The organism is Corallococcus silvisoli (genome assembly GCF_009909145.1).
Taxonomy (GTDB): domain Bacteria; phylum Myxococcota; class Myxococcia; order Myxococcales; family Myxococcaceae; genus Corallococcus; species Corallococcus silvisoli.
Genome location: NZ_JAAAPJ010000019.1, coordinates 19049 through 43646, shown reverse-complemented (window position 1 = coordinate 43646; position 24598 = coordinate 19049). Strand labels below are relative to the sequence as shown.

Genomic DNA, 24598 nt, shown 5'->3' with positions numbered 1-24598 from the left:
CCGGGCCTAGAGTTCGCGGCCTCACGGGGGCTGCCAGTCGCGACCGCATGTCCCCCGTGTCCCCCAGGAGGACGCGATGGCCTTGCAGAGCGACTACCAGGACGTGCTGGACGTGGCGAAGAACGTGGGCGCGCGGATCGAGACCCGCGAGGAGAACGGCAAGCTCATCATCAAGGGCTCGGTCGAACACGCCTTCGACCGCGATCGCATGTGGGATCAGATCAAGGCGAAGCACCCGAAGTGGAACGACGAGGTCATGGTCATGCTCACCGTGACCCATGCCGAGCCCTACGGCGTGCACACCGTGAAGTCCGGCGACACGCTCAGCAAGCTGGCCCGTGACATCTACGGTGACATGAAGCTGTACACGAAGATTTTCGAGGCCAACAAGGACCAGCTCAAGGACCCGGACCACATCAAGGTGGGCCAGGTGCTCAAGCTGCCGCCCAAGACGATCGTCAACAAGGCCTGAGTCGCGCCGTGCTCCCGCCGCCGGCGGTCGTGCTGCTCGTGGACCGTCGGCGTTGCCGGGGAGTGCTCCCCGGCGGAGGGGGTGGATCAGACGCCGCGAAGGCGTGCGGCCCAGGCGAGGTACGCGGCCCGGGGATCGTCGAGCGGGTCGCGGAAGAGGGCGCGGATGTCGGCGGTGTCCACCTGTCCGGCGTCGAAGGCCCGGTAGAGGCTGTCGCCCAGCAGGTAGCCGAGCGCGTGGCTGACGCCGTGAAAGAGGCGGTCGCGGCGCAGGGGCAGGAGCTTCACGGCCTCGTCGGGGGCCTCGGACTCCGTGGCCTTGTGGGCGAGGACGAAGGCGGCGGTCTGCCGCTCCAGGCCCCTGGACTCACCGAACCGCTTCGCCCACTCCGCGACCGTGGGGCAGGTGCGGCGCGGGTTGACCAGCTTGGAGCCGAAGAAGCCCAGGGCCTCTTCCAGGCAGCGTGCGTAGAAGGCCTCGGACGCGCCGCGGGGGGCGTCCATGGCGTCGCCCACGGCGCAGTGGCGCACGAAGTGGGCGGCTTCTTCCGCGGCGTGGTTGAGCGACAGCGACGCAAGCCAGGCCGTGCGCGCGCGCGGGATGTAGCCGCTCTCACGCGACAGGATGTGCTTGCGCAGCTGGGACAGCTCCGCCTGGGTGAAGCGGCCGCGCCGGCGGATGCGCGCGAGCACGTCTCCGTCCGCGGCCGTGGTCACTTCGACGGAGTCCAGCTCGCGGCCCACGGGCACGCCGGCGAGCCGGCCGATGAGCTCCGCCATCTCGCGGAAGCGCTCCGCGGCGCTGCGGTCCAGGAGGGGCGCGTCGTCGCCTTCGGCCTCCAGGTAGTCCAGGAAGCTCTGCTGACAGAGGACGGGCGAGGCGTTCATCAGGCACAGCGCGCCGTCCGCCAGCTCCACGGCCTCCGCGTCGCCCAGCCGGCCCTCTCGCGCGAGCCGCCACCAGAGGCCCTCCGCGTTCTGGTACACGACGAGGCTCCGGCGCGGGTGGGCGTCACCCAGGGCGCGCTCCACCTGCGCGGGCAGGTGACAGGGGGCGGCGTGGAACTGGCCGACCAGCACCATCACCAGCGGGACGTCCTCCGCTCGGGCCACGCGGGCGATGCGTTCGGCGGCGAAGGCGTCGCGCAGCGCGAGCGAGCGCTCTCCCTGGGCCCGACGGTCGATGGCGGCGACCTCGAGCTTGAGGCGCTTCGCGAAGCTCAGCACGGCGCGGATGCCGGCGCCGGGACCGAAGCCCGGGGTAGGGCCATGGCCCAGGCGTGACAGGAGCGTGCGCTCCGGCATGCGCCCCGCGAGGTACGCGTCCAGGGCCGCCTGGTGCCGGCCCTCCACGCACTCGAGCGCCAGCACGACGCGGCGTCCGGAGGCGAGGGCGCGCTCGGCGAGGTCCAGGTACGTCTGCTGCGCGAGGGGCAGCGTGTGATAGTCACCGACGTAGACGAGGTCCGACGCCGCGATGCGCTGGTGCACGTGGGTCAGGGGCACCACGCGCTGATAGGCGCTCGTGCGCCGGCGGTAGCGGGCCTCGTAGGCGCGGAAGGCTTCGGTGCGGCCTTCGACCACCCGGGCAATCTGGGCGCGTTGGCGACGGAAGAGGGCGAGGTGAAGGGCAAGCGACGCGCGCATGGAGCGGGAGGCACCGTCGCATGCGCTCGCAGGGCCGGCAAAAAATCAGCGGGAAGCGAACGGGTGTGTTGCTTGACTCGCATGGCCCTGCAACGGACCATCGCTGTCAATCTTGCGGACCGCACTTCCTCGCACGCTCATCCTCTGCGCCGTGGTGTTCGTCGCGGCCTCCGTTCACGCGCAGGAGCCTGCGCTGCTGCACGCGTCACCGCCGCGCGCGGAGGTTCGTCAGCCCCTCCAACTGGACGCGACGCTGGTGGACGGCGGCAAGGTGCTGGAGGTCTTCGTCCGCTACCGAGGTCCCGGAGAGCCGTACATCCAGGTCGTGATGGAGCGGCAGTACGGGGACCTGTACCGCGCCGTCATTCCGGCAGAGCACATGGTGCCGCCCGGCGTGGAGTACTTCGTCGAGGCCTCGATGCTGAATGGCGAGCGCACGCCGCTCTTCATGTCCGCGCTCCGGCCCGCGCGGGTCGTCGTTGGAGCGCAGGCCCCGGAGCCACCGGCCGTCCGCGCCTCGTCAGGTGGACGCAGGGGGGCCGGTGAGGACTCGCGGTCCGCGCCCAACATCGATGCCTTCTCTCCGCCCTCGGGCGGGGCGGAGAACAGCGAGGGGGCCTCGGGTCCACGAGGCGCCCAGGCCCCGGTGACCACGGGGATGTCCGGTGCGAGGGGCGGCTCACGCACGGACGCCACGGAGGTCCGCGCGGCGCCCCGCCCGGATGCGTCCGACCCACGCGCAGCAAGCCGCACGGAGGGTACGGACCCCCGTTCTCCTGGCGGTCCGGACTCGCGTTCCTCGACGCGCACGGAAGCGACCGATCCGCGGTCCACGACCCGCGCGGGAACCACCGACGCGCGGACGTCAAACGGCGCGGAGGGAGGGGACGCGCGCTCCACGGTTCGCTCGGAGGCTTCCGACCCGCGCGCCTCGGCCCGGACGAGCGGCGCGGATACACGCTCCGCGACCCGCCCGGAGGCAGCCGACCCGCGCGCCTCGGGCCGCACGAGCGGCGCGGATACACGCTCCTCGACCCGCCCGGAGACCCCTGACGCGCGTTCCTCGGCTCGCGTGGAGGCAGGGGATGCTCGTTCCACGGTGCGCCCGGATGCGGCCGACGCGCGCGCCCCGGCCCGCTCGGACGCGCGGTCTTCCTCTCGAACCTCCCGCGCATCGGACTCGGACGACGCGATGGCCGCGCTCAACGCGGACCTTCCTCCGGACACCCGGGGTGGCACAGCCCGTGCGCCTGCCTCCTCCCGCGAACCCGCTGCCTCTGGCCGCACGTCGATGGAGGACGACCTGGCGCTCTACAGCGCCGAGGACGTGCTCGCGGTGACGACACTCCAGGAGGAAGCCGTCCGCACCGTGCCGGCCATCGGTGCCTCCTTCAATCGCTCGCAGATGCGCGCGCTCGGCGCCCGCACGGTGGCGGACGTGCTGGACGTCGTGCCGGGCGTGTCCGTGAGCCGCGACGTGCAGGGCTTCCACCGCACCGCCATCCGGGGCCTGCGCAACGACGCGGAGGTGCTCTTCCTCCTGGACGGCCACCGCCTCAACAACTTCTTCGACGGCAAGGCGCTGATGAACCTCCCGGTGGAGAACCTGGAGCGCATCGAGGTCATCCGCGGGCCCGGCTCCGCCATCTACGGCGCCGGCGCCTTCCAGGGCGTCGTCAACCTGGTGATGAACCACGCCGACGGCGTGCGCGGTGCCATCACCACCGGCGGCGTCCCTCGCGATGATGGCCGGCTCGCGCTCTCCACCGACGGCCACCTGGCCGCCGCGCATACCTCGGGCGATCTGCGCCTCTTCGCGGACCTGGACCTGTGGACCCAGGAGGGTGACTCGCTCATCATCGACCACGACGCGCTCGACGCCGAAGCCGTGGACCAGGGCCTGCGTGACGTGGATGACCCCGCGGGCCGCACGAGCGACGGCCGCTTCCTCGTCAATGCCGGCGCGGGCGTGTCCTACGGCCTGGACAGCGCCGGACGCGTGGGGGTCAGCGCGCGCTACCTCGCGGAGAAGCGCGATGCCCTCGTGGGGCTGTTCGACACCGTGGGCAATGACTCGGCGCTGTCCTGGAACGTGCTCCTCGCCGACCTCACCTGGGACCGGCCCTTGTCCGACGGAGGGCAGGTGCGGGCCCGGCTGGGCTTCGATCAACAGTCCACCGACCGCCGCTTCCAGCTCACGCCCAGGGGCTTCCGGACCGGCGAGGGCGCGGATCGCTTGTTCCCGCAGGGACTCCAGGAGGAGACGAGCGTCACCGTGCGCACGGTGACGGCCTCCGTGGACGCGGACCTCGCGCTCGCGAAGGAGAACCACCTCACCCTCGGCTTCGTCGCCGAACAGCAGTCCCTGGCCAGCTACGACTACACGACGAACTACACGCTCGACGGCCGCCTGCGCCCCAGCCCCGCCGCGCCCGAGGGCCTCGTGGACCTGACCCAGCTCGCCGATGGCGCGGCCTCCCGCCGCCTCAACCTGGGCGTGTCCGCGCAGGACCAGTGGACCCTGCTCTCCGCGCTCACGCTCACCTTCGGCCTGCGTGTGGACGCCACCCAGCTGCCCGACGTGAACGACCAGGGCGTGCTCGACGGCCGCAAGACGGTGGTGCGCGTCAACCCGCGCGTGGGCCTGGTCATCGCCGCGACGGACGCGCTCGTGCTCAAGGCCCTCTACGGCCGCGCCTTCCGCCCGCCCACGCCCCAGGAGCTGGTCGAGCGCATCCCCGACACCGACTACAACCAGGGCCGCTTCGAGGGAAACCCGCTCCTGCAGCCCACCACCGTGGACACCTTCGAGCTGGGCGCGGACCTGGTCCAGGCCGCTGGCGACACCCGCGTGCGCGTGCGCGCCAACGCGTTCCTCCAGAACTTCGCGTCGCCCATCACGCCGGTGGACACCAGCGGCAACATCGTCCCGCTGCGCAACCGCGAGCTGGGCGTGCGCGTGTACGGCGTGGAGGCCGAGGCCCGCCTGGAAGCGTCGAAGCGCGCCGCCGCGTGGGTCAACGCCAGCCTGTCGCGCGCGCAGGACCTGGAGCTGCCGGACCAGGCCCGGCTGCTCACCGACGTGCCCCAGGCGCGCTTCAACGCGGGCGTGTCCATGCCCCTGGGGGACTGGGTGAACCTGGACGTGGTGGTGCGCTCCGGCGCCGAGCGCCGCAACAACAGCCGCTCCACGCTGGAGCTCATCCGCCGCTACAAGATTCCCGCCTACAGCCTCATCACCGCGCAGCTGCGCACCGAACCCATCTGGGACCACTTCGAGGTGACGCTGTTCGCGCAGAACCTCTTCGACCACGACCTGCGCGACGACGTGCCCCGCCCCGACCGCATCACCGCGCTCCTGCCGCGCGAGGGCGTGTCCGGCTACCTCACGCTGAGGGCCTTCTACTGATGGACCGCCGCTTCCTCGCCGCCGCGCTCGCCGGGCTCACGCTGTTGCCCGGGTGCCTCGCCTACAACGATTCCTGCGCCCCCCTGGTGGACGACCCCGACGCCGTCGTCGGCTACCTGGGCGAGGAGGTCCTCCTGGACAAGGCGTTCACCCGCCACGACAACAACGCGCTGGGACAGCTGGCCGCGGACGCCTTCCTCCACGCCGAGGACGGCGCCGCGAAGCCCACCGAGCTGGGCATCATCAACGGCGGCTCGCTGCGCGACGAGGGCCTGTGCGTCACCCGCACGTCGCTGCGCCCGGGGGCGCTCACCGACGGCGTCCTCCACGAGGTCATCCTCTTCGAGAACCTCGTCGTGACCGTGGACCTCACGGAGAAGCAGCTCGTGGCCCTGTTCGAACACGCCGTGGAGACGCTGGCCGTGGAAGGGCAGGCCATCGTGTCGCCGTCCGGCGCCTTCCTCCACGTGTCCGACGGCACCACGCTGCGGGTGGACTGCGCGCGGCCCGCGGGTCAGCGCGTGAAGGAGCTGCGCGTGAAGGGCCGCGCCGTGTCCCTGCCCGCGCGTGACGACGCGTCCATCCGCTACCGCGTGGCGATGTCCACGTTCTTGCTGAAGGGGGGCGACGGCTACGGTGGCATCCTGGGCAACGCGGGACAGGACCCCGACAGGAACCCGGTGCAGGCGCGAAAGCTGGGCGGCACCGACGCGAACATCACGGCGGCGTACATGAAGAGCACCTACCCCAGCCCGGTCCAGGCGCTGAAGGAAGCCCCGCGCGTCATCTTCGACAACTGTGCCCGGCCCTCCCGGCCCGCGCCGCGCTGACTCCACGCGGGTGCGGACTTCCGGGGCCGGGGGCGGAAGGGCCCTTACGTCTTGGAGGGCTCGTCCGAGGAGGCCGGGGCGCTGGCCACCACCGCCGCGGGAGCGGCAGCGGCGGCAGACGCCACGGGGGCCGCCGGCCGTGGCGGCAGGGGGCCCAACACGTCGTTGACCGAGGGCATCCGACGGATGTCGGTGCGGGCGACCTTCCACGCCTGCTGGACGATCCACGACAGGGAACGGTCCTGCCGCGTCGCCTCGCGCTGGATCTCTTCCAGCATGTCCTCGGGAAAATAGAGTGACTGCTTGCGATGATCCGTGGTGGCCATTGCCTGACTACGGCCTTTCTTCGCGCGGGTCCTGGCGCTCATCGCCAGTGACGTCGTTCACCGCGGGGAACGACTTGATGCGGTCGCGAGCGATCTTCCAGGCCTGCTGCACCACCCACGAGAGCGAACGGTCCTGCCGGTTCGCCTCCTCCTGGATCTCCTTCAGCATCTCCTCGGGGAAGTACAGCGACTGCTTGCGCTTGTCGGTGCCTGCCATACCTGGGTCTCCGGGGCGGATTCGAGGTGACGACCTGAACACACCGGAGCGGTTATCCGACAGACTCCCTGAAGGGTCAACGGTTTCGGAGCACTCGTTCGTGCGCACGCGGGCTGAACGCTCCGCTTCCGACATTGCATGGCGCGGACGTGCGGTGTGCCGGTGAAAAAGAGCGTGGCGCGCGAAAAAAGCAAACGCCCCGGCCTCCACGAGGGAAGCCGGGGCGTTTCGGAAAGAGGGACCGCCAGGAGCGAATCTCCAAGCGGCCCCGTGGGCCCAGAGGGGGAGGGGGGGGACCCCTAGGCCCAACGTCATGAAGTCCAGAACGTCCAGCCAACAACCGTGAGGCGCCGTTCTATTTCCGCCCCGCGTCCATCCGTTGTGGGGATCATGGAATCCATCCCCACGCCTTCCTGCCACCGCGACTCTGTAACCCGGCCTCCCGCTCCTCCATTCCACCGCAGTCGCCATGCCCCGCGCGTCCCCTGAACTTCCCCCGCTGCCCGCCGCGCTCGCCCGCTCCTATGCGGAGCACGGCCTCGCCTCGCGCTCGGTGCTGCTGGCCGTCTCCGGAGGCGCGGACTCCACCGCGCTCCTCGTGGGCACCGCCCGCGTCCGCGACACCCTGAAGATGCGCGTGGAGGTGGCGACGGTGCACCATGGCCTCCGGGAGGAGGCCGCGGACGAGGTGGCGTGCGTCACCGGACTGGCCGCACGCCTGGGCCTGCGCTGCCATGTCCGCAGGCTCGCGCTGTCGCCCGGGGCGGGCGTGGAGGCCCGCGCCCGCGAGGCACGCTACGCGACCCTGGAGGTCCTGCGCCTGGAGCGCGGGCTGGACGCGGTGGCGACCGGCCACACGCTCGAGGACCAGGCGGAGACGCTGCTGATGCGCCTGGCCCGAGGGACAGCCCTCCGGGGCGCCCGGGGCGTCCACGCTCGCGCGCCCACGCTCCTCCGGCCGCTGCTGACGTGCTCGCGCGCGGACGTGCTCGCCTTCCTGGCCACCGAGGGGGTCGGGTTCGTGAGCGATCCAATGAACGCGGACCCGTCCTTCTTCCGCACCCGCGTGCGCCAGGACGTGCTGCCCGCGCTCCACCGGGCCGCGGGCTTCAGCACCGTGGCGCACCTGGCCACCTTCGCGCGCCTCGCCGCCGAGGACGAGGCGCTCCTCGCCAGCTGGGCGGACGCGTCCTGGGAGCGGCTGGCGCTGCCAGGGGGCGGGCTGGACGCCGTGGGGCTGCGCGCCCTGGAGCCGCCGCTGCTTCGCCGCGTGCTCGCCCGGCTGCTGGGAGGAGCGGGCGTGCGGGTGGACCACGCCACGCTGGAGCGCTGTGGTGAGGCGGTGCGCGGAGGGGGTGTCGCGACGCTGAGCGGCGGCTTCCTGCTCAGGGCCACCGGTGGGCGGGTGCGCTGCGTGCCGCCCGGGGCGCGAGCGGCTCCTGAGGCGCTGGAGCTCTCCGGGCCGGGCGCGGAGGGGACCTTCGGCGCCTGGCGCTTCCAGGTGGCGGAAGGTTCCGCGCCCCCGGGTGTGTTGGCCCTGGGATTGGATGGGGAAACGGCCTGGCCGCTCACGGTGCGCTCCCGGAAGCCGGGGGACCGCATCCGGACGCGCTCGGGGCACCGCAAGGTGCAGGACGTGCTGGTGGACGCCCGCGTCCCCACGGAGGCACGGGAGGGGCAACCGGTGGTGGTGGATGCGCGCGGGGAGCCGCTGTGGCTTCCGGGCGTTCCGCCGCGCTTCGCCGGACCGGGGCTGGAGTCACGTCCAGACGCGGTGGCTTCCCGACAGACGCTGTGGGCCGTCCCTCTGGCCGCAAGCGAACCGAAGACCCCTCCGTTATAGAGTCGATGCTTCAAAACGGGGGATGGTCGCGGACCCCTAAATAGTTGAGGGCTTTTTACTGTTGCTGATACGGTCCGTCGCTGGCCTGCATACGGGCGGGCGCCGGGCACATGACGAACCTCGCCGGGGATTCTCCTGGCACGGCCCTCATCCCGCCGAGTACCGAAAGGGCAGCTGAAACGTGCGTTCGACCTACAAGACCATCGGGCTCTGGGTCATCCTGATCGTCCTCTTCGTCGCCTTCTACAATTTCTTCTCGCAAGGCAACGAGCAGGTGCAGGAACCGACCTTCACCCAGCTACTGACCAAGGTGGAGGAGAAGAAGGTCCGGGCCGTCTCCGTCAAGGGCAACACCTACTCCGGCACGTTCAGCGATTCGAACGACAAGTTCCGGACGACGGGGCCCGCGCCGGATGTGGCGGTGCTCAACCAGCTCCGCGCCAGCGGCGTGGACGTGAAGTACGAGCGCGAGGAGCAGAACAGCCTCTGGCTGACCATCCTCGGGCAGTGGATGCCGGTCGTCTTCCTGTTCCTGTTCTTCATCTTCTTCATGCGCCAGCTCCAGGGCGGCAGCGGCAAGGCGATGACGTTCGGGAAGTCGAAGGCGAAGCTCCTCAGCGAAAGTCACAACAAGGTCACGTTCGCGGACGTGGCGGGTGTGGACGAGTGCAAGGAGGAGCTGGAGGAGATCGTCGCCTTCCTCAAGGACCCCAAGAAGTTCACCAAGCTGGGCGGCCGCATCCCCAAGGGCGTCCTGATGATGGGGCCTCCGGGCACGGGCAAGACGCTGCTCGCCCGCGCGGTGGCCGGTGAAGCGGGCGTCCCGTTCTTCTCCATCTCCGGCTCGGACTTCGTGGAGATGTTCGTGGGCGTCGGCGCCAGCCGCGTGCGCGACCTGTTCGAGCAGGGCAAGAAGAACGCCCCCTGCATCATCTTCATCGACGAGATCGACGCCGTGGGCCGCCACCGTGGCGCGGGCCTGGGCGGCGGTCACGACGAGCGCGAGCAGACGCTCAACCAGCTGCTGGTGGAGATGGACGGCTTCGAGTCCAACGACGGCGTCATCCTCATCGCCGCCACCAACCGTCCGGACGTGCTGGACCCGGCGCTCCAGCGCCCGGGCCGCTTCGACCGCCGCATCATCGTTCCCCGTCCGGACCTCAAGGGCCGCCTGGGCGTGCTGAAGGTGCACACCCGCCGCGTGCCGTTGGCCCCGGAGGTGGAGCTGGAGGTCATCGCCCGCGGGACGCCCGGCATGACGGGCGCGGACCTGGAGAACCTGGTCAACGAGTCGGCCCTGATGGCCGCGCGCCAGAACAAGGAGCGCGTGGACCTGGCGGACTTCGAGCAGGCGAAGGACAAGGTCTTCATGGGGCCGGAGCGCCGGTCCATGATCATGACCGACAAGGAGAAGCGGAACACGGCCGTCCACGAGGCCGGCCACGCGCTCCTCGCCAAGCTGCTGCCCGGGTGCGACCCCCTGCACAAGGTCACCATCATCCCGCGCGGTCAGGCCCTGGGCGTCACCTGGAGCCTGCCCACCGAGGACAAGGTGAACGGCTACCGCAAGCAGATCCTCGACCAGATCACCATGGCCATGGGTGGCCGCATCGCCGAAGAGCTCATGTTCAACGAGATGAGCAGCGGCGCGGCGAACGACATCGAGCGGGCGACCGAGACGGCGCGCGCCATGGTGTGCCGCTGGGGCATGAGCGAGAAGATGGGCCCGCTGGCGTTCGGCAAGAGCGACGGTGAGGTCTTCCTGGGCCGCGACTTCAACGCGTCCAAGGACTACTCCGAGGACACCGCCCGGCAGATCGACGCGGAGGTCCGCAGCATCGTCGTGGGCTGCTACACGCACGGCAAGCAGCTGCTCACGGACAAGCTGGACGTGCTCCAGCGCGTGTCCGACGCGCTGGTGGAGTACGAGACGCTCGACGCCGAGGACGTGAACATCATCCTCCAGGGTGGCCAGCTCACCCGCGAGCGTCCGGCGCCGCGCATCAGCTCCACGCCGAAGCCGACGGAGAAGAAGGACAAGCGGAAGATCCTCGACGCGCTCGAGGGGCTGCCCAACATGGAGCCGAAGAAGGCCTGAGCGCCCTCCGGTTCTCCCTGAAGTGACGAAGGCCCTTTCCGCTCAAGCGGGGAGGGCCTTTTTCATGGGGGGCCGGCGCCGCTGGCGTCGCCCGCCGGTGCGCAAGCCATCTTCCCTGGACCCGGAGAAGCGGCGACACTGACCGCTCGCCGCCCTCACGCTCTGAAGGGGTCCTGACCGTGCTGCGCGCCCGCCTCATCGCCCGTGATCGTCCCGACGACCTGTCCCTCGTCCTCCGCCGCCTGAACCTGTCTCCCCGCAACCGCGAGCACCTGACGCGCGAGCTGGGCCATGCGCACGTGCTCGTCACCGGGGGCCGGCCCTCCTATGAGGAGGAGCTGGTGCCGCCGCATGGCTCCAAGGAGCGGGAGAAGCTGCCCACCTGGACCGCGGGGCTCCACCGCGACCATCCCGGCGAGGTGCTCCTGTCCGGCAGCCGCCAGCAGTTCGACCGGCTCATCTCGCTGGCCCGCAAGTCCCCTCGGACGGACGGCCTGGCGCGCGCCCTGGAGGAGGTGCTCTCGCCCGCGCCCCTGCCGGCGCTGACGCTGAGCGGCCGTCGCTTCGAGTGGGGCACGCGCACGTACCTCATGGGCGTGGTGAACGTGACGCCCGACAGCTTCTCCGACGGGGGGCAGTTCCTGGACGCGGCCCGCGCGGTGGAGCACGGGCTCAAGCTGGTGGACGCCGGCGCGGACATCCTCGACGTGGGGGGCGAGTCCACCCGGCCGGGCTCCCTCCCGGTGTCCGTGGAGGAGGAGACCGCGCGCGTCCTCCAGGTGGTGGAGGGGCTGCGGGCCCGCTCCACCGTGCCCATCTCCGTGGACACGATGAAGGCCCCGGTGGCCCAGGCGGCGCTGAAGGCCGGAGCGCACCTCATCAACGACGTCACCGGCTTCCACTTCGACCCGGCGCTGGCCGGGGTGGTGGCCGCCGCGGGCGCCGCCTGTTGCCTGATGCACACCCAGGGGATGCCCCGGACGATGCAGCAGATGCCCCACTACGAGGACGTGGTGGGCGAGGTGATGGACTACCTGGAGGAGGGGATGTTCCAGGCCACCGAGGCGGGCATCCCGCGCGAGCGCATCCTCCTGGACCCGGGCATCGGGTTTGGCAAGACGCTGGAGCACAACCTCTTCCTGCTGCGGCGTCTGGAGGAGCTGCGCGGGCTGGGACAGGCGCTGCTCGTGGGCACCAGCCGCAAGTCGTTCCTGGGGACGCTGACGGGGGGCAAGGGCCCCACCGAACGGCTGGCGGCCACGCTGGGGTCCGTGGCGGCGATGGCGGTGATGGGGGGCGCGGACGTCGTCCGGGTGCACGACGTGGCGGAGGCGCGCGACGCGCTGGCGGTGGCGGAGGCCATCCGTTGGGCCCGGGGTGGCGGGGACCTGTACGGCGGCTGACGCGCGCAAGCTCGGATGTCCGGGAGGCTCCAGGCGCGCCCGCACGGGTGCTTGCCTGGGGGGCACCGCATCCCTAGCTTCGGGCCCACGTGCCGGACGGGGTATAAGCCCCCGGACGTGAGTGGCCGGAGCCCTTCCGGCAATGGGAAAGGTGGAGCGGCACACATGGCGTACAGGATGGACATGCCCCCCAAGGAAGCACCGAAGACGGAGCGGCTGTTCGGCACGGACGGCGTCCGCGGCGTCGCCAACGTCTATCCGATGACGGCCGAGGTCGCGATGAAGCTCGGACGGGCGCTCGCGTACCTCATCCGCAACGGCCCGCACCGCCACCGCGTCATTGTGGGCAAGGACACGCGGCTGTCCGGCTACATGCTGGAGCAGGCCCTGTCCGCCGGCCTCATCTCCATGGGCGTCGACGTGGAGCAGGTGGGCCCGCTGCCCACGCCCGGCATCTCCAACCTCACCACGTCCATGCGCGCGGACGCGGGCGCCGTGATTTCGGCGTCCCACAACCCGTACCAGGACAACGGCATCAAGTTCTTCTGGCGCGACGGCTTCAAGCTGCCGGATGAGACGGAGGCCAAGATCGAGGAGCTGGTCTCCAGCGGTGAGATCGACAACATCCGCCCCACGGCCACCAAGATTGGCCGCGCCATCCGCCTGGAGGACGCGCGGGGCCGCTACATCGTCTACCTGAAGGCCACCTTCCCCCGCGAGCTGACGCTGGAGGGGATGACCATCGTGGTGGACTGCGCCAACGGCGCGGCGTACCGCACGGCGCCGTCGGTGCTGGAGGAGCTGGGCGCGAAGGTCATCGCGCTGGGCGTGTCCCCGGACGGCAAGAACATCAACCACAAGTGCGGCGCGCTCCACCCGGAGGGCCTGGCCAAGGCGGTGGTGAAGCACGGCGCCCACCTGGGCATCGCGCTGGACGGCGACGCGGACCGCCTCATCGTCGTGGACGAGAAGGGCAGCGTCGTGGACGGCGATGCCATCATGGCCATCTGCACGGGTGAGCTGGTCGCGCGCAAGGAGCTGAAGAAGAAGACGCTCGTCGCCACGGTGATGAGCAACATCGGCCTGGAGCGCGCGGTGTCGCAGTGGGGCGTGAAGGTGGCCCGCACGCGCGTGGGCGACCGGCACGTCGTGGACGAGATGCGCCGCAATGGCTACAGCCTGGGCGGCGAGCAGAGCGGCCACCTCATCTTCCTGAACCACACCACCACCGGCGATGGGACGCTCGCGGCGCTCCAGCTGCTGGCCGTGATGTGCCGCCAGCAGAAGCCCCTGAGCGAGCTGGCCTCCATCTTCCAGCCGGTGCCCCAGACGCTGCTCAACGTCGTGGTGAAGCACAAGCGCGAGCTGGGCGAGCTGCCCACGGTGATGAAGGCCATCAAGAACGTGGAGCAGAAGCTGGGCAACGCCGGCCGGGTGCTGGTGCGCTTCTCCGGGACCGAGCCCAAGGCCCGCGTCCTGATTGAGGGCGAGGACGCGACGCGCAACGAGGCGTACGCCCGGGAGATCGTCGAGGCGCTCTCCAAGGCGCTCAACGGGTAGCGACAGCGGTTGACTTCCGGACGCCGGCCACGAATAGAGGGGCCGGCGCGGGCCCGGGCCCCGGACAATCCCGCACCGCGCCAGCGCAAGGAGCGGGACGATGGGACAGCGACTGGGTGTCAACGTGGATCACGTGGCGACGCTGCGGCAGGCGCGGCGCACCGTGTATCCGGATCCGGTGACGGCCGCGGCGATGGCGGAGCTGGCCGGCGCCCGGCAGATCACCATCCACCTGCGCGAGGACCGGCGCCACATCCAGGACCGGGACCTGCGCATCCTCCGCGACACGGTGCAGACGCTCCTCAACCTGGAGATGGCCGCCACCGCGGAGATGGTGAAGATCGCCTACGAATACAAGCCGGACGTGGTGACGCTGGTCCCGGAGCGCCGCGAGGAGCTCACCACCGAGGGCGGCCTGGAGGTGGCGGGCCAGCGCGAGTCCATCGCGAAGATCATCAAGAACCTCAAGGACGGGGAGATCGCCGTCTCGCTGTTCATCGACCCAGACCTGGATCAGGTGCGCGCGTCCCACAAGGTGAACGCGGACCGGGTGGAGCTGCACACGGGCCGCTACTGCGAGGCGCGCAACGAGAAGGAGCGCGCGCGGGAGCTGGCGCGCATCGTGGACGCGGCCAAGGCGAGCGCGAAGCTGGGCATGGGCGTGGCGGCCGGCCACGGGCTCAACTACGACAACGTGCAGGCCATCGCGCGCATCCAGGAGATCGACGAGCTCAACATCGGTCACGCCATCGTGGCGCGGGCCGTGCTGGTGGGCTTCGAGCGCGCGGTGCGCGAGATGCTGGAACTGATGCGCGACCCGGGGTAGCCCGCCATGTCCATCGTCGGCCTGGGGTTGGATCTCTGCTCCATCGAACGCATCCAGCGCATCCTCGCCGGACCGCGCGCGGAGGCGTTCCTCGCGCGCGTCTACACCGACGGCGAGCGGGCCTACTGCGCCCCGCGGCATGACGCGGCCAGCGCGTACGCGGCGCGGTTCGCGGCGAAGGAGGCGCTGGTGAAGGCCATGGGCGTGCCTCCGGGCGTGAAGTGGCGGGACATGGAGGTCGTGCGCGAGGGCGGTCCGCCGCGCTTCGTGCTCTCCGGCGTGGCCCGTGAAGTGATGGAAGCGCGGGGGTGGGAGGCGATGCTCGCGCTCACCCATGATGCCGGCGTGGCAGCGGCCACGGTGGTGCTCCAGACGAAGTAGGGGAGGTTGGAAGCCATGCAGCGCGTGCTCACCGCCGTCCAGATGCGTGAAGCCGAAGCGGCCGCCCAGGACCGCCATGGGATGCCGTCCGGGTTGTTGATGGAGAACGCGGGCCGCGCGCTCGCGGAGGCCGCCCGGAGCGTGGCGGGGCCAGGGGGGCGCTTCACGGTGCTCTGCGGGCCGGGCAACAACGGCGGGGACGGGCTCGTCGCCGCGCGCTTCCTGCTGGAGGGCGGCGGGCGCGTGGTGGTGTCGCTGGTGGGCGACAGCGCGAAGCTCACGCCCGAGGCGAAGCGCAACCTCCAGGCGCTGGAGGGCTTCGGTGAGTCTCCCCGGGCCTTCGAGGCCCTGCCGGAGGCGGGCCCGGGCGACGTGGTGGTGGATGCCCTCTTCGGCACCGGCCTGAAGCGCGCGCCGGAAGGGGCCTTCGCGGACGCCATCGCCACCGTGGCGCGGTGGCGGCGCGCCGGGGCGAAGGTGGTGGCGGCGGACGTGCCGTCAGGCCTCCAGAGCGACACCGCGGAGCCCTTCCCCACGTGCGTGGAGGCGGACGTCACGGTGGCCTTCGGCTTCGTGAAGCCCGCGCATGAGCTGGAGCCGGGCGCGTCGCTGTGCGGCGACGTGCGGCGCGTGGACATCGGCCTGGGCGGCGAGTCCTCGCGCGCGGTGTCCGGCCCGGAGCTGTTCCGCGTGGAGGAGAAGGACGCGCGTGAAGCGCTTCCGAAGCGCCGCGCGGATTCGCACAAGGGCACCTACGGCCACGTGCTGGTGGTCGCGGGCAGCCCGGGCAAGACGGGCGCCGCGGCGATGGTGGCCCTGGCGGCGCTCCGCAGCGGCGCGGGGCTCGTCACCGTGGCCACGCGCGCGGAGGCGCTGCCGTGGGTGATGGCGCACTCGCCGGAGATCATGGGCATCCCGCTGCCTGGAGAGGGGCCGCTGGGCAAGGGCGACCTGGCGGCGCTCAAGGCCGCGCTGGAGGGCAAGGACGCGCTGGTGATGGGGCCCGGCATCCCCCGGGGCCCGGAGACGGGCGCGCTGATTGGCGACCTGCTGGCGTCGCTGGAGATGCCCGCGGTGCTGGACGCGGACGCGCTCAACGCGGTGGCCGAGGACCTCACGGTGCTGCGGCGGGCGAAGGGGCCCGTGCTGCTCACGCCCCACCCCGGGGAGATGGCCCGGCTGTGGGGGCGGACCACCAAGGACGTCCAGGCCCACCGCGTGGGCGTGGCCCTCAACATGGCCACGTCGCTCAACGTCACGGTGGTCCTCAAGGGCTCGCGCACGCTCATCGCGGAGGCCAGCGGCCGCGTGTTCATCAACCCCACCGGCAACGCGGGCATGGCCACGGGCGGCACCGGGGATGTGCTGTCGGGCGTGTGCGGCGCGCTGCTCGCGCAGGGCATCCCGCTGCCGAAGGCCGCGTGGACGGCCGTGTACGCGCATGGGCTGGCGGGGGACCTGGTGGCCCAGAAGCGCGGCTTGATGGGCCTCATCGCCACGGACCTCCACAAGGGCCTGGGCGAGGTCTGGGTGCGGTGGGGCCGATGAGCGGCGAGCCCACCCGTTCGCGGCGCCAGGTGTCCCCGTCCCCGGAGCAGACGCACCAGCTGGGCGTGAAGCTGGGGCGGCTGCTCCAGCCCGGGGACTTCGTGGGGCTCGTGGGCGAGCTGGGCGCCGGCAAGACGCACCTGGTGCGCGGCGTGGCGGAAGGGGCGGGCGTGGCGCGCTCCGAGGTCGCGAGCCCCACCTTCGCCATCGTGTACCCGTACGAGGGCCGCATCCCGCTGTACCACGCGGACCTGTACCGCCTGACGGACTACGACGAGCTGTACGCCACCGGCTTCCTGGACCTGGTGGGCGGCGACCACGCGATGCTGGTGGAGTGGTTGGACCGCATCCCCCAGGCCGCGCCGCGCGACTTCCTGCGCGTCACGCTCCGCCATGTGGGGGAGGACGCGCGGAGCCTCGACGTGGAGGCCTTCGGCGCGCGTCCGGCCGCGCTGCTCGACGCGTGGCTGGGCTGAAGAGGGCCCGCTTCAGGCCACGGAGGGCCGCGCGGGGAGCACGGCATCCGCCAGCGTCTGCACGCTCCAGCGGTGGAAGACGAGCCTGGAGTCCACGCCCACCACGTCCTCTTCCTCCACGGGCACCCAGTACGGCCCGCCGCACAGCGACTCGCTGGCGATGAGGAACTGCTGGAGCGGCACCCGCGTGCTCGGGGTGCGGAGCGCTTCGGGGCAGCCGCCCAGGCCGGAGGAGATGAAGAGGGTGCGGTTGCGGCGCGTGGCCACCATCGCCTCGCCGTCCGTGACCAGGAAGTTCATCGCGGAGCGCTCCTTCGGCTCACGGCTCCCCGGCACGTCCGTCAGCGCGGACACCAGCGTCATCGTCTCCGCGAGCGCCTGCGCCATCGCCTCCACGCTCACCACTCCGTCGAGCGGTCCTCGCGCCGAGAGCCGCGACAGGAACAGGTAGAAGCAGCGCTCGCTGTCCGTGGTGCCCTTGATGTTGCAGCGCAGCTCCGGGTGGATGAGCGCTTCCACGGCGGCCTTGTGCTTCGCGAACTCGCGCAGCGTGCCGTTGTGCACGAAGGACCAGCGGCCGAAATGGAACGGGTGGGAGTTGCGCAGCTCCACCGCCCCCACGCTCGCGAGCCGGATATGCGCCACCACCGTGCGCGCGGAGACCTGGCTCGACACCCGCTCGAAGTCAGGGTCGCTGTGCGCGGGACCCACGCCGTGCGCGACGAGGGGCGAGGACTCCGGACCGTACGTGGCGATGCCCCAACCGTCCTTGTGCTCACGCGACTGGATGAGGAGGGAATTCCTCTCCGTCACCAGGGCGGTATGGACAGCAGCGGGGACAGCGGATCTGAAACCAAATAATCGGCACATGGTGGCAGCTGATTTCTACAACGGCCGGCCCACGAGGGAAGTTCCACCTGCCCCCTCGGACGATGCCCGTTGTTCAGCGGCACCCACTCAGGGACAGACATTCATCCGCGCGCGAAACACCACCCGTCCACCCTTCACCACCACTCGCGCGTGACTGACCCCCAGATGATAAGGCAGATGCCGGTAACCGCGACACCCGAAGACAACCAGGTCGCCCGCATCACCCACGGCCAGTCGCCCCTGCTGTTGCAACCCCAAGCATTGTGCGGCCCCTCGCGTGGCGGCCCAGTAAGCCTCCGCGGCTGACAGGCCGTTCTCCAGGCAGGCGAGCCCGAGCACCAGCGCCAGGTTCTCCGTCATGGAAGAACCAGGGTTCACGTTTGAACCCAAAGCAATATTGACCCCTGCGTCGCGCAGCTTCCGGCCGGGCGCATAGGGGCGCATGCGCAGGAAGAGGGTGGAGGTGGGCACGAGCACGGCGGTGACGTTCGCGGCGGCGAGCGCGCGGATGCCCTCGTCCGTCACCTGCTCCAGGTGGTCCGCGCTGGCGGCGCCCACCTCCGCGGCGAGCGCGGAGGCTCCGCACGCGGTGAGCTGATCGGCGTGCAGGCGCGGGGTGAGGCCCAGCGCCTTGGCCGCCAGGAGCAGCCGGCGCGACTCCTCCACCGTGAAGGCGCTCTCCTCGGTGAAGACGTCGCAGAAGCGGGCCAGCCCCTCGCGGGCGACCGCGGGGAGGATCTCGTTGATGCAGAGGTCCAGGTAGTCGCCCCGGCGGCCCTGGTACTCCACGGGCACGGCGTGCGCGCACAGGAGCGTGGGCACCAGCTCCAGCGGGGACAGCGCCCCCAGGCGGCGCACGGCGCGCAGCATCTTGAGCTCGTCCTGGAGCGACAGGCCGTAGCCGCTCTTCACCTCGGCCGTCGTCACGCCCTGCGCGAGCAGCCGCTCCATGCGGGGCAGGGCGAGCCGGGCCAGCTCCTCCTCGCTCGCGGCGCGCGTGGCGCTCACGGTGTTGACGATGCCGCCGCCGGCCTTGGCGATCTCCAGGTACGTGGCGCCCTGGTTGCGCAGGTCGAACTCCGCGGAGCGTTCCCCCGCGAAGACCAGGTGCGTGTGCGGATCCACGAAGCCCGGGCCCACGAAGCCGCCCTCGGCGTCGATGATCTCCGTCGCGTCCGTGAGCGCCCCCCGGGGCAGCGCCGCCTCCGGGCCCACGAAGGCGACGCGGCCCGCGCGCAGGCCAAGGCCCGCGCCGGGGTGGGGGGTGAGGGCTTGCTCCGCGGGCTCGCGGTGGGTGCCCTCCACGGTGAGCACCTCGGAGGCGTTGCGCACCCACAGGTCCAGGGCTTCCATGGTCACCGTCCTCCGCGCACGCCCGCGACGGGCGCGTTCCAGGATGTGCCGCCCGAGTGGGCCCGGCCATAGCCACCGGACAGCTCCAGCCTCGTGCGGCTTTCGCCGAACTTGAACTGCGCGGCCACCACCGCGCCGTAGAAATAGGTCGTCACCTGCGAGCCGGGATTCACCAGCGCCTGGTGCGCGCTGATGAACGGCACCAGGCCCAGGGACATGCCGTCCTCTGGCTGCACGGTGAACGCGCAGGTGGCCTCCAGGCCGAAGAGGCTGCTGGTGCTGTTCCGGTCGCCCAGGCCGAAGTCCGACGCGCCCCTCAAGGAGAGGGCCGGGGCCAGGCCCACCGTCCGCGAGCCGATGTAATACGACAGCCCCGTGTACATGCCGTAGGCGGGCGCCGGCAGGCCGACGAACTCACCCTGCAGGCCCAGGTGCCAGGACAGCCGCTCGCTCACGGGCACCGTCACGGAGCCGTCCAGGTCGATGCCCCACTGCTCGCTGACGAAGGGCTTCGCGTCGCCCTCGAAGGGGTCCTCCTCCCCGCGCTCCGCGAGCTGCGGGGCGTTGAGGCGGGGGCCCGCGCGCAGGCCCAGCTGGAAGTAGTTCTCACGGGGCATGCCCGGGCCCATGCGCATCACCATGGGCCCGGCGGTGGTGGGGGTGCAGCCCGCGAGTACACCGCACACCGCTGTCGAAACGACTGCTCGGACGCGAACTGGCATCCGGCGCACTCTAGGCGGTGAGGCCGGGGATGCGCACGCCTCGCTCCTTCGCCACGTCGATGGCCTCCGGGTAGCCCGCGTCCGCGTGGCGCAGCACGCCCATGCCCGGGTCGGACGTGAGCACGCGCTCGATGCGGCGCGCGGCCTCGGGCGTGCCGTCCGCGACGATGACCTGGCCCGCGTGCAGCGAGTAGCCCATGCCCACGCCGCCGCCGTGGTGGAACGACACCCACGAGGCGCCGTTCACCGCGTTCACCAGCGCGTTGAGGATGGGCCAGTCCGCCACCGCGTCCGAGCCGTCCTTCATGGCCTCCGTCTCGCGGTTGGGCGACGCCACGCTGCCGCAGTCCAGGTGGTCGCGGCCAATCACGATGGGGGCCTTCACCTCGCCCTTGCGCACCAGCTCGTTGAAGGCGAGCCCCGCCTTCGCGCGCTCGCCGTAGCCCAGCCAGCAGATGCGCGCCGGCAGGCCCTGGAACGCCACGCGCTCCTGGGCCATGTCCAGCCAGCGGTTGAGCGACGCCTTCTGCGGGAACAGCTCGCGCACCGCGCGGTCCGTGCGGCGGATGTCCTCCGGGTCCCCGGACAGGGCCACCCAGCGGAAGGGCCCCAGGCCCTCGCAGAACAGCGGGCGGATGTACGCGGGCACGAAGCCGGGGAACTCGAAGGCGTTCTGCATGCCGCCCACCTTCGCCTGGCCGCGCAGGTTGTTGCCGTAGTCGAACACGTGGCTGCCGGCGGCCTGGAAGTCGTTCATGGCCTGCACGTGCATGATCATCGACTCGCGGGCGCGCTTCACGTAGCCCTCGGGGTCGCGCTTGCGCAGCTCCGCCGCGGCCTCCAGCGACAGGTCCGTGGGGATGTAGCCGTTGAGCGGATCATGCGCGCTCGTCTGATCCGTGACGAGGTCCGGCTTGATGCCGCGCCGGTACAGCTCCCGGAACACCGACGCCGCGTTGCCGATGATGGCGATGGAGCGGCCCACGCGCTTCGCCTGGGCGTCCTTGGCCAGGGCCAGCGCCTCGTCAATGTCCTTCGCCACCACGTCCAGGTAGCGGGTCTCCACGCGGCGCTGCGCGCGGTGCGGATCGATCTCCACGCCCAGGAACACGGCGTTGTTCATGGTCGCGGCCAGGGGCTGCGCGCCGCCCATGCCGCCCAAGCCGCCGGAGAGGACGAGCCGGCCCGCCAGGTCCTCGCTGCCGAAGTGGAAGCGGCCCGCGGCGGCGAAGGTCTCGTAGGTGCCCTGCAGGATGCCCTGCGTGCCGATGTAGATCCACGAGCCGGCCGTCATCTGGCCGTACATCATCAGGCCCTTCTTCTCCAGCTCGTGGAAGTGCTCCCAGTTGGCCCAGTGGCCCACGAGGTTGGAGTTGGCGATGAGCACGCGCGGCGCGTCCGGGTGCGTGCGCAGGATGCCCACGGGCTTGCCGGACTGCACGAGCAGCGTCTCGTCGTCGGTGAGGCTCTGGAGGCTGGAGACGATGCGGTCGAACGAAGGCCAGTCCCGGGCGGCCTTGCCAGTGCCGCCGTAGACGACCAGGTCGCCGGGCTGCTCGGCCACCTCCGGATCGAGGTTGTTCATCAGCATCCGGAGCGCGGCCTCCTGGACCCAGCCCTTGCAGGAGAGCGTGGTGCCGCGAGAGGCGCGGATGATGCGGGACATGCGGAAGGCTCCTGGAAATAGAGGCGCGTGAAAGGGGCGCCCGGGCGGGCACCCTAACCGAACCCCCGGGGCCGCGGGGGGACGCCGTGCAGGCTCGCCTGCCAGGGAGCGGCTGGACGCCCCGCGTCAGCAGTCCTTGCGCGCGTCCACTGAGGCGCTGACGTGGAACACACCGCTGGTGTCGTAGAACTTGTAGTAGCTGCCTGGCGGTGATGCCTGGAGGGGCGGGCTCCGCCCCTGGCCTGTCGGGGCGGCGGAGGCGCGGTAGAGTCCGCTTTCGTAAGAAGAGGTGGGACATGGATCAGGCGCCGCGACAGGGAGAGGACGACGGGGACGGGGCCGGGGATGCCCTGGCGGTGCGCTCGGCCCAGCCGCCGCTGGAGGTCCAGCCGCCGGATGTGGGCCCGGTGAAGACGGTGGCGGGCGGCGTGCCGGCGGTGCTGAGCGCGCTCAAGCATGTGCTGGGCGAAGCGGGCCCGTGGCGCGGCGGGAAGCTGATCTGGAAGATCAACCAGCAGGATGGCTTCGACTGTCCGGGGTGCGCGTGGCCGGATCCGTCGCACCGGTCGGTGCAGGAGTACTGCGAGAACGGCGCGAAGGCGGTGGCGGAGGAGGGGACGCGCGAGCGCGTGACGCCGGAGTTCTTCCGCCAGTGGAGCGTGGCCCGGCTCGCGGAGCAGTCCGACTTGTGGCTGGGCAAGGCGGGGCGGCTGACGCACCCGATGGTGCTGCGGGAGGGCGCCACCCACTACGAGCCCCTGTCATGGGAGGAGGCGTTCGCGCTGGTGGCGGAGGAGCTGAACGCGCTGGGTTCGCCCGACGAGGCGGCGTTCTACACATCCGGGCGCACCAGCAACGAGGCCGCGTTCCTCTACCAGTTGTTCGTGCGGCAGTTCGGCACCAACAACCTGCCGGACTGCTCCAACATGTGCCACGAGTCCAGCGGCACGGGCCTCACGGAGACGCTGGGCATTGGCAAGGGCTCCGTCACGCTGGAGGACTTCGACCACGCGCAGGCCATCTTCGTCATCGGGCAGAACCCGGGCACCAACCACCCGCGCATGCTGACGGCGCTCCAGGCCGCCGCGCGCCGGGGTTGTGAAATCGTCAGCGTCAACCCGCTGCCGGAGACAGGGCTCAACCGCTTCAAGCACCCGCAGGAGGTGCTGCACCTGTTCGGTCCGGGCACCGCGCTCAACAAGCTGTTCCTCCAGGTGCGCATCAACGGCGACGTCGCGCTGCTCCAGGGGCTGGGCAAGGCGCTGCTGGAGCGCGAGGCGAAGGCGCCGGGCACGGTGGTGGACCGGGCCTTCGTCGAGGGGCGGACGGCGGGCTTCGACGCGTACGCGGCGAACCTGGCCACGGTGTCATGGGACGACGTCGTGGAGCAGAGCGGCGTGCCGCGCGAGCAGCTCGAAGCGGCGGCGGACATCCTGGCGCGCTCCGAGCGCACCATCTTCTGCTGGGCCATGGGGCTCACCCAGCACCGGAACGCGGTGGGCAACGTGCAGGAGGTGGTCAACCTGACGCTCCTGCGCGGCAGCATCGGCAAGGCGGGGGCGGGCGTGTGCCCCGTGCGGGGCCACAGCAACGTGCAGGGCGACCGCACCATGGGCATCTGGGAGCACGCGAAGCCGGAGTTCATGGACGCGCTGGCCCGGGAGTTCGGCTTCGCTCCGCCGCGGCACACCGGCCTGGACACGGTGGGGACGCTCAAGGCCCTGCACGACGGTCAGGTGAAGGTGTTCTTCGCGCTGGGGGGCAACTTCCTGTCCGCCACGCCAGACACGGAGTTCACGGCACGGGCGCTGCGGCGCGCGCGGCTCACGGTACACGTCTCCACCAAGCTCAACCGCGCGCACCTGGTCCACGGCAAGCGCGCGCTCATCCTCCCGTGCCTGGGGCGGACCGAACACGACGTGCAGGCCGCGGGGCGGCAGTTCGTCACGGTGGAGGACTCGATGGGGATGGTGCATGCGTCGCGCGGCGCGGTGGCGCCCGCGTCCAAGCACCTGCTCAGCGAGCCCGTCATCGTGGCCCGGCTGGCGCATGCGGTGATGGGGGCGCGCTCCCAGGTGCCGTGGCTCGCGCTGGTGGAGGACTATGATCGCGTGCGCGAGCTCATCCAGCGCTGCATCCCGGGCTTCGACGACTTCAACCGCCGCGTGCGGGAGCCCGGCGGGTTCGCGCTGCCCAATGGTCCTCGCGAGGGTCGCTTCCCGACGCGCGACGGCAAGGCGCACTTCACCGTGCACACGATGCCGCGCATCGCGCTGGAGCCGGGGCAGTTGTTGATGATGACGCTGCGCTCGCATGATCAATACAACACCACCGTGTATGGGCTGGACGACCGCTACCGGGGCATCCGCCAGGGGCGGCGCGTGGTGTTCCTCCATCCGGAGGACGTGAAGGCGCGGGGACTGACGGCCGGGCAGCGGGTGGATCTCACCAGCCACTTCCAGGGTGAGACGCGCGTGGCGCGCGAGTTCCTGGTGGTGCCGTACAACATCCCCCGCCGGTGCGCGGCCACGTACTTCCCCGAGGCGAACGTGCTGGTGCCTGTGGACAGCTTCGCGGAGAAGAGCCGCACGCCCACGTCGAAGTCCGTCGTCATCACCGTGGCGCCGACTCCGGAGGCCGGGGCCCTGGTTCCCGCCACGGCCACGAGGCCCGGGTGAGGCCGATGTGTCCGCATGCCCTGGGCGCTGGGCCCGCGAGGGCCCGTGCTTGGACGCGCCGCGAGGCCGCAGGCCTTCGTCGCGCTGGCTCCGGGTTCCGCTTCATGGGGGCACATGCGCGCCGTTGCTGGAAGGGGGCAGGCCAGCATCGCGCTGGCTTCGGGTTCCGTTTGGCGGGGGCACCTGCGGGCGGCCGCCGGGATGCCGCAGGCCTGTATCGCGCTGGCTTTGGGTTCCGCTTCATGGGGGCACATGCGTGCAGCCGCTGGAAGGG

General features: G+C 71.2%; 19 protein-coding genes. 12 read left to right on the top strand and 7 right to left on the bottom strand.

Annotated elements, in window-relative coordinates:
* Window positions 1-76 precede the first annotated feature (76 nt).
* Window positions 77-472, top strand: a complete 396-nt coding sequence (locus GTY96_RS30865; protein WP_143904939.1) for a LysM peptidoglycan-binding domain-containing protein — start codon at window positions 77-79, stop codon at window positions 470-472.
* 86 nt (window positions 473-558) lie between these two features.
* On the opposite strand, the gene GTY96_RS30860 is transcribed toward GTY96_RS30865, so the two are convergent.
* Entirely contained in the window at window positions 559-2118 is a 1560-nt protein-coding gene (locus GTY96_RS30860; protein WP_143904940.1) for a ChaN family lipoprotein, read from the bottom strand.
* Window positions 2119-2230: 112 nt separating this feature from the next.
* Here GTY96_RS30860 and GTY96_RS30855 point away from each other — a divergent pair, with 112 nt between their 5' ends.
* Together GTY96_RS30855 and GTY96_RS30850 are read left to right on the top strand one after the other, a co-directional pair.
* Window positions 2231-5527, top strand: coding sequence for a TonB-dependent receptor plug domain-containing protein (locus tag GTY96_RS30855; RefSeq protein WP_201756554.1), 3297 nt, complete (start codon window positions 2231-2233; stop codon window positions 5525-5527).
* Window positions 5527-6357, top strand: coding sequence for a 5'-nucleotidase C-terminal domain-containing protein (locus tag GTY96_RS30850; protein WP_143904942.1), 831 nt, complete (start codon window positions 5527-5529; stop codon window positions 6355-6357). Before GTY96_RS30855 ends, GTY96_RS30850 begins: the two co-directional genes overlap by 1 nt.
* Before the next feature lie 44 nt (window positions 6358-6401).
* Here GTY96_RS30850 and GTY96_RS30845 read toward each other — a convergent pair whose 3' ends face one another.
* Entirely contained in the window at window positions 6402-6683 is a 282-nt protein-coding gene (locus GTY96_RS30845) for a TIGR04563 family protein (RefSeq protein ID WP_143904943.1), read from the bottom strand.
* Between the two features lie 7 nt (window positions 6684-6690).
* A complete protein-coding gene (locus GTY96_RS30840; RefSeq protein WP_143904944.1) occupies window positions 6691-6900 on the bottom strand; it encodes a TIGR04563 family protein in 210 nt (69 codons plus the stop codon).
* A gap of 469 nt (window positions 6901-7369) precedes the next feature.
* Between GTY96_RS30840 and tilS the strand changes: the two genes are divergently transcribed.
* The 8 genes from tilS to tsaE all read left to right on the top strand — a co-directional run bounded on the left by tilS (window position 7370) and on the right by tsaE (window position 17035).
* A complete protein-coding gene (gene tilS, locus GTY96_RS30835; RefSeq protein WP_143904945.1) occupies window positions 7370-8743 on the top strand; it encodes a tRNA lysidine(34) synthetase TilS in 1374 nt (457 codons plus the stop codon).
* Between the two features lie 181 nt (window positions 8744-8924).
* Window positions 8925-10841 (top strand): ATP-dependent zinc metalloprotease FtsH, encoded by a 1917-nt coding sequence (ftsH, locus tag GTY96_RS30830; protein WP_143904946.1) that lies wholly within the window; start codon window positions 8925-8927, stop codon window positions 10839-10841.
* Between the two features lie 179 nt (window positions 10842-11020).
* A complete protein-coding gene (folP, locus tag GTY96_RS30825) occupies window positions 11021-12244 on the top strand; it encodes a dihydropteroate synthase (RefSeq protein ID WP_161666587.1) in 1224 nt (407 codons plus the stop codon).
* A 165-nt stretch (window positions 12245-12409) separates the two neighbouring features.
* The gene (glmM, locus tag GTY96_RS30820) at window positions 12410-13804 is read left to right on the top strand and encodes a phosphoglucosamine mutase (protein WP_143904948.1); all 1395 of its coding nucleotides are present in this window, start codon (window positions 12410-12412) and stop codon (window positions 13802-13804) included.
* 100 nt (window positions 13805-13904) lie between these two features.
* On the top strand, window positions 13905-14630 hold the full coding sequence (locus GTY96_RS30815) for a pyridoxine 5'-phosphate synthase (RefSeq protein WP_143904949.1): 726 nt from the start codon (window positions 13905-13907) through the stop codon (window positions 14628-14630).
* A 6-nt stretch (window positions 14631-14636) separates the two neighbouring features.
* Window positions 14637-15011 (top strand): holo-ACP synthase, encoded by a 375-nt coding sequence (locus GTY96_RS30810; RefSeq protein ID WP_161666586.1) that lies wholly within the window; start codon window positions 14637-14639, stop codon window positions 15009-15011.
* A gap of 15 nt (window positions 15012-15026) precedes the next feature.
* On the top strand, window positions 15027-16559 hold the full coding sequence (locus tag GTY96_RS30805; RefSeq protein ID WP_161666585.1) for an NAD(P)H-hydrate dehydratase: 1533 nt from the start codon (window positions 15027-15029) through the stop codon (window positions 16557-16559).
* Window positions 16556-17035 (top strand): tRNA (adenosine(37)-N6)-threonylcarbamoyltransferase complex ATPase subunit type 1 TsaE, encoded by a 480-nt coding sequence (gene tsaE / locus GTY96_RS30800; RefSeq protein WP_143904952.1) that lies wholly within the window; start codon window positions 16556-16558, stop codon window positions 17033-17035. Before GTY96_RS30805 ends, tsaE begins: the two co-directional genes overlap by 4 nt.
* A 12-nt stretch (window positions 17036-17047) precedes the next feature.
* Here the strand turns inward: tsaE and GTY96_RS30795 are convergent, their stop codons facing one another.
* From GTY96_RS30795 to hutU, 4 genes are all read right to left on the bottom strand, one after another.
* On the bottom strand, window positions 17048-17905 hold the full coding sequence (locus GTY96_RS30795) for a class II glutamine amidotransferase (protein ID WP_143904953.1): 858 nt from the start codon (window positions 17903-17905) through the stop codon (window positions 17048-17050).
* Window positions 17906-17992: 87 nt separating this feature from the next.
* Window positions 17993-19258, bottom strand: a complete 1266-nt coding sequence (hutI, locus tag GTY96_RS30790) for an imidazolonepropionase (RefSeq protein ID WP_143904954.1) — start codon at window positions 19256-19258, stop codon at window positions 17993-17995.
* A gap of 2 nt (window positions 19259-19260) precedes the next feature.
* Entirely contained in the window at window positions 19261-19980 is a 720-nt protein-coding gene (locus GTY96_RS30785; RefSeq protein ID WP_143904955.1) for a hypothetical protein, read from the bottom strand.
* A gap of 10 nt (window positions 19981-19990) precedes the next feature.
* The gene (hutU, locus tag GTY96_RS30780) at window positions 19991-21646 is read right to left on the bottom strand and encodes a urocanate hydratase (RefSeq protein WP_143904956.1); all 1656 of its coding nucleotides are present in this window, start codon (window positions 21644-21646) and stop codon (window positions 19991-19993) included.
* 296 nt (window positions 21647-21942) lie between these two features.
* Here hutU and GTY96_RS30775 point away from each other — a divergent pair, with 296 nt between their 5' ends.
* Window positions 21943-24324: an FdhF/YdeP family oxidoreductase gene (locus tag GTY96_RS30775; protein WP_201756553.1), complete on the top strand. Its 2382-nt coding sequence runs from the start codon at window positions 21943-21945 to the stop codon at window positions 24322-24324.
* Window positions 24325-24598 lie beyond the last annotated feature (274 nt).

Bases quoted from the DNA above. Each gene is read 5' to 3' on its own strand.
- glmM (WP_143904948.1), top strand. From the start codon at position 12,410: ATGGCGTACAGGATGGACATGCCCCCCAAGGAAGCACCGAAGACGGAG.
- GTY96_RS30810 (WP_161666586.1), top strand. From the start codon at position 14,637: ATGTCCATCGTCGGCCTGGGGTTGGATCTCTGCTCCATCGAACGCATC.
- tsaE (WP_143904952.1), top strand. From the start codon at position 16,556: ATGAGCGGCGAGCCCACCCGTTCGCGGCGCCAGGTGTCCCCGTCCCCG.
- GTY96_RS30865 (WP_143904939.1), top strand. From the start codon at position 77: ATGGCCTTGCAGAGCGACTACCAGGACGTGCTGGACGTGGCGAAGAAC.
- GTY96_RS30840 (WP_143904944.1), bottom strand. From the start codon at position 6,900: ATGGCAGGCACCGACAAGCGCAAGCAGTCGCTGTACTTCCCCGAGGAG.
- hutI (WP_143904954.1), bottom strand. From the start codon at position 19,258: ATGGAAGCCCTGGACCTGTGGGTGCGCAACGCCTCCGAGGTGCTCACC.
- GTY96_RS30860 (WP_143904940.1), bottom strand. From the start codon at position 2,118: ATGCGCGCGTCGCTTGCCCTTCACCTCGCCCTCTTCCGTCGCCAACGC.
- GTY96_RS30775 (WP_201756553.1), top strand. From the start codon at position 21,943: ATGGATCAGGCGCCGCGACAGGGAGAGGACGACGGGGACGGGGCCGGG.
- GTY96_RS30850 (WP_143904942.1), top strand. From the start codon at position 5,527: ATGGACCGCCGCTTCCTCGCCGCCGCGCTCGCCGGGCTCACGCTGTTG.
- tilS (WP_143904945.1), top strand. From the start codon at position 7,370: ATGCCCCGCGCGTCCCCTGAACTTCCCCCGCTGCCCGCCGCGCTCGCC.
- GTY96_RS30785 (WP_143904955.1), bottom strand. From the start codon at position 19,980: ATGCCAGTTCGCGTCCGAGCAGTCGTTTCGACAGCGGTGTGCGGTGTA.
- GTY96_RS30815 (WP_143904949.1), top strand. From the start codon at position 13,905: ATGGGACAGCGACTGGGTGTCAACGTGGATCACGTGGCGACGCTGCGG.
- GTY96_RS30805 (WP_161666585.1), top strand. From the start codon at position 15,027: ATGCAGCGCGTGCTCACCGCCGTCCAGATGCGTGAAGCCGAAGCGGCC.
- GTY96_RS30845 (WP_143904943.1), bottom strand. From the start codon at position 6,683: ATGGCCACCACGGATCATCGCAAGCAGTCACTCTATTTTCCCGAGGAC.
- hutU (WP_143904956.1), bottom strand. From the start codon at position 21,646: ATGTCCCGCATCATCCGCGCCTCTCGCGGCACCACGCTCTCCTGCAAG.
- GTY96_RS30795 (WP_143904953.1), bottom strand. From the start codon at position 17,905: ATGTGCCGATTATTTGGTTTCAGATCCGCTGTCCCCGCTGCTGTCCAT.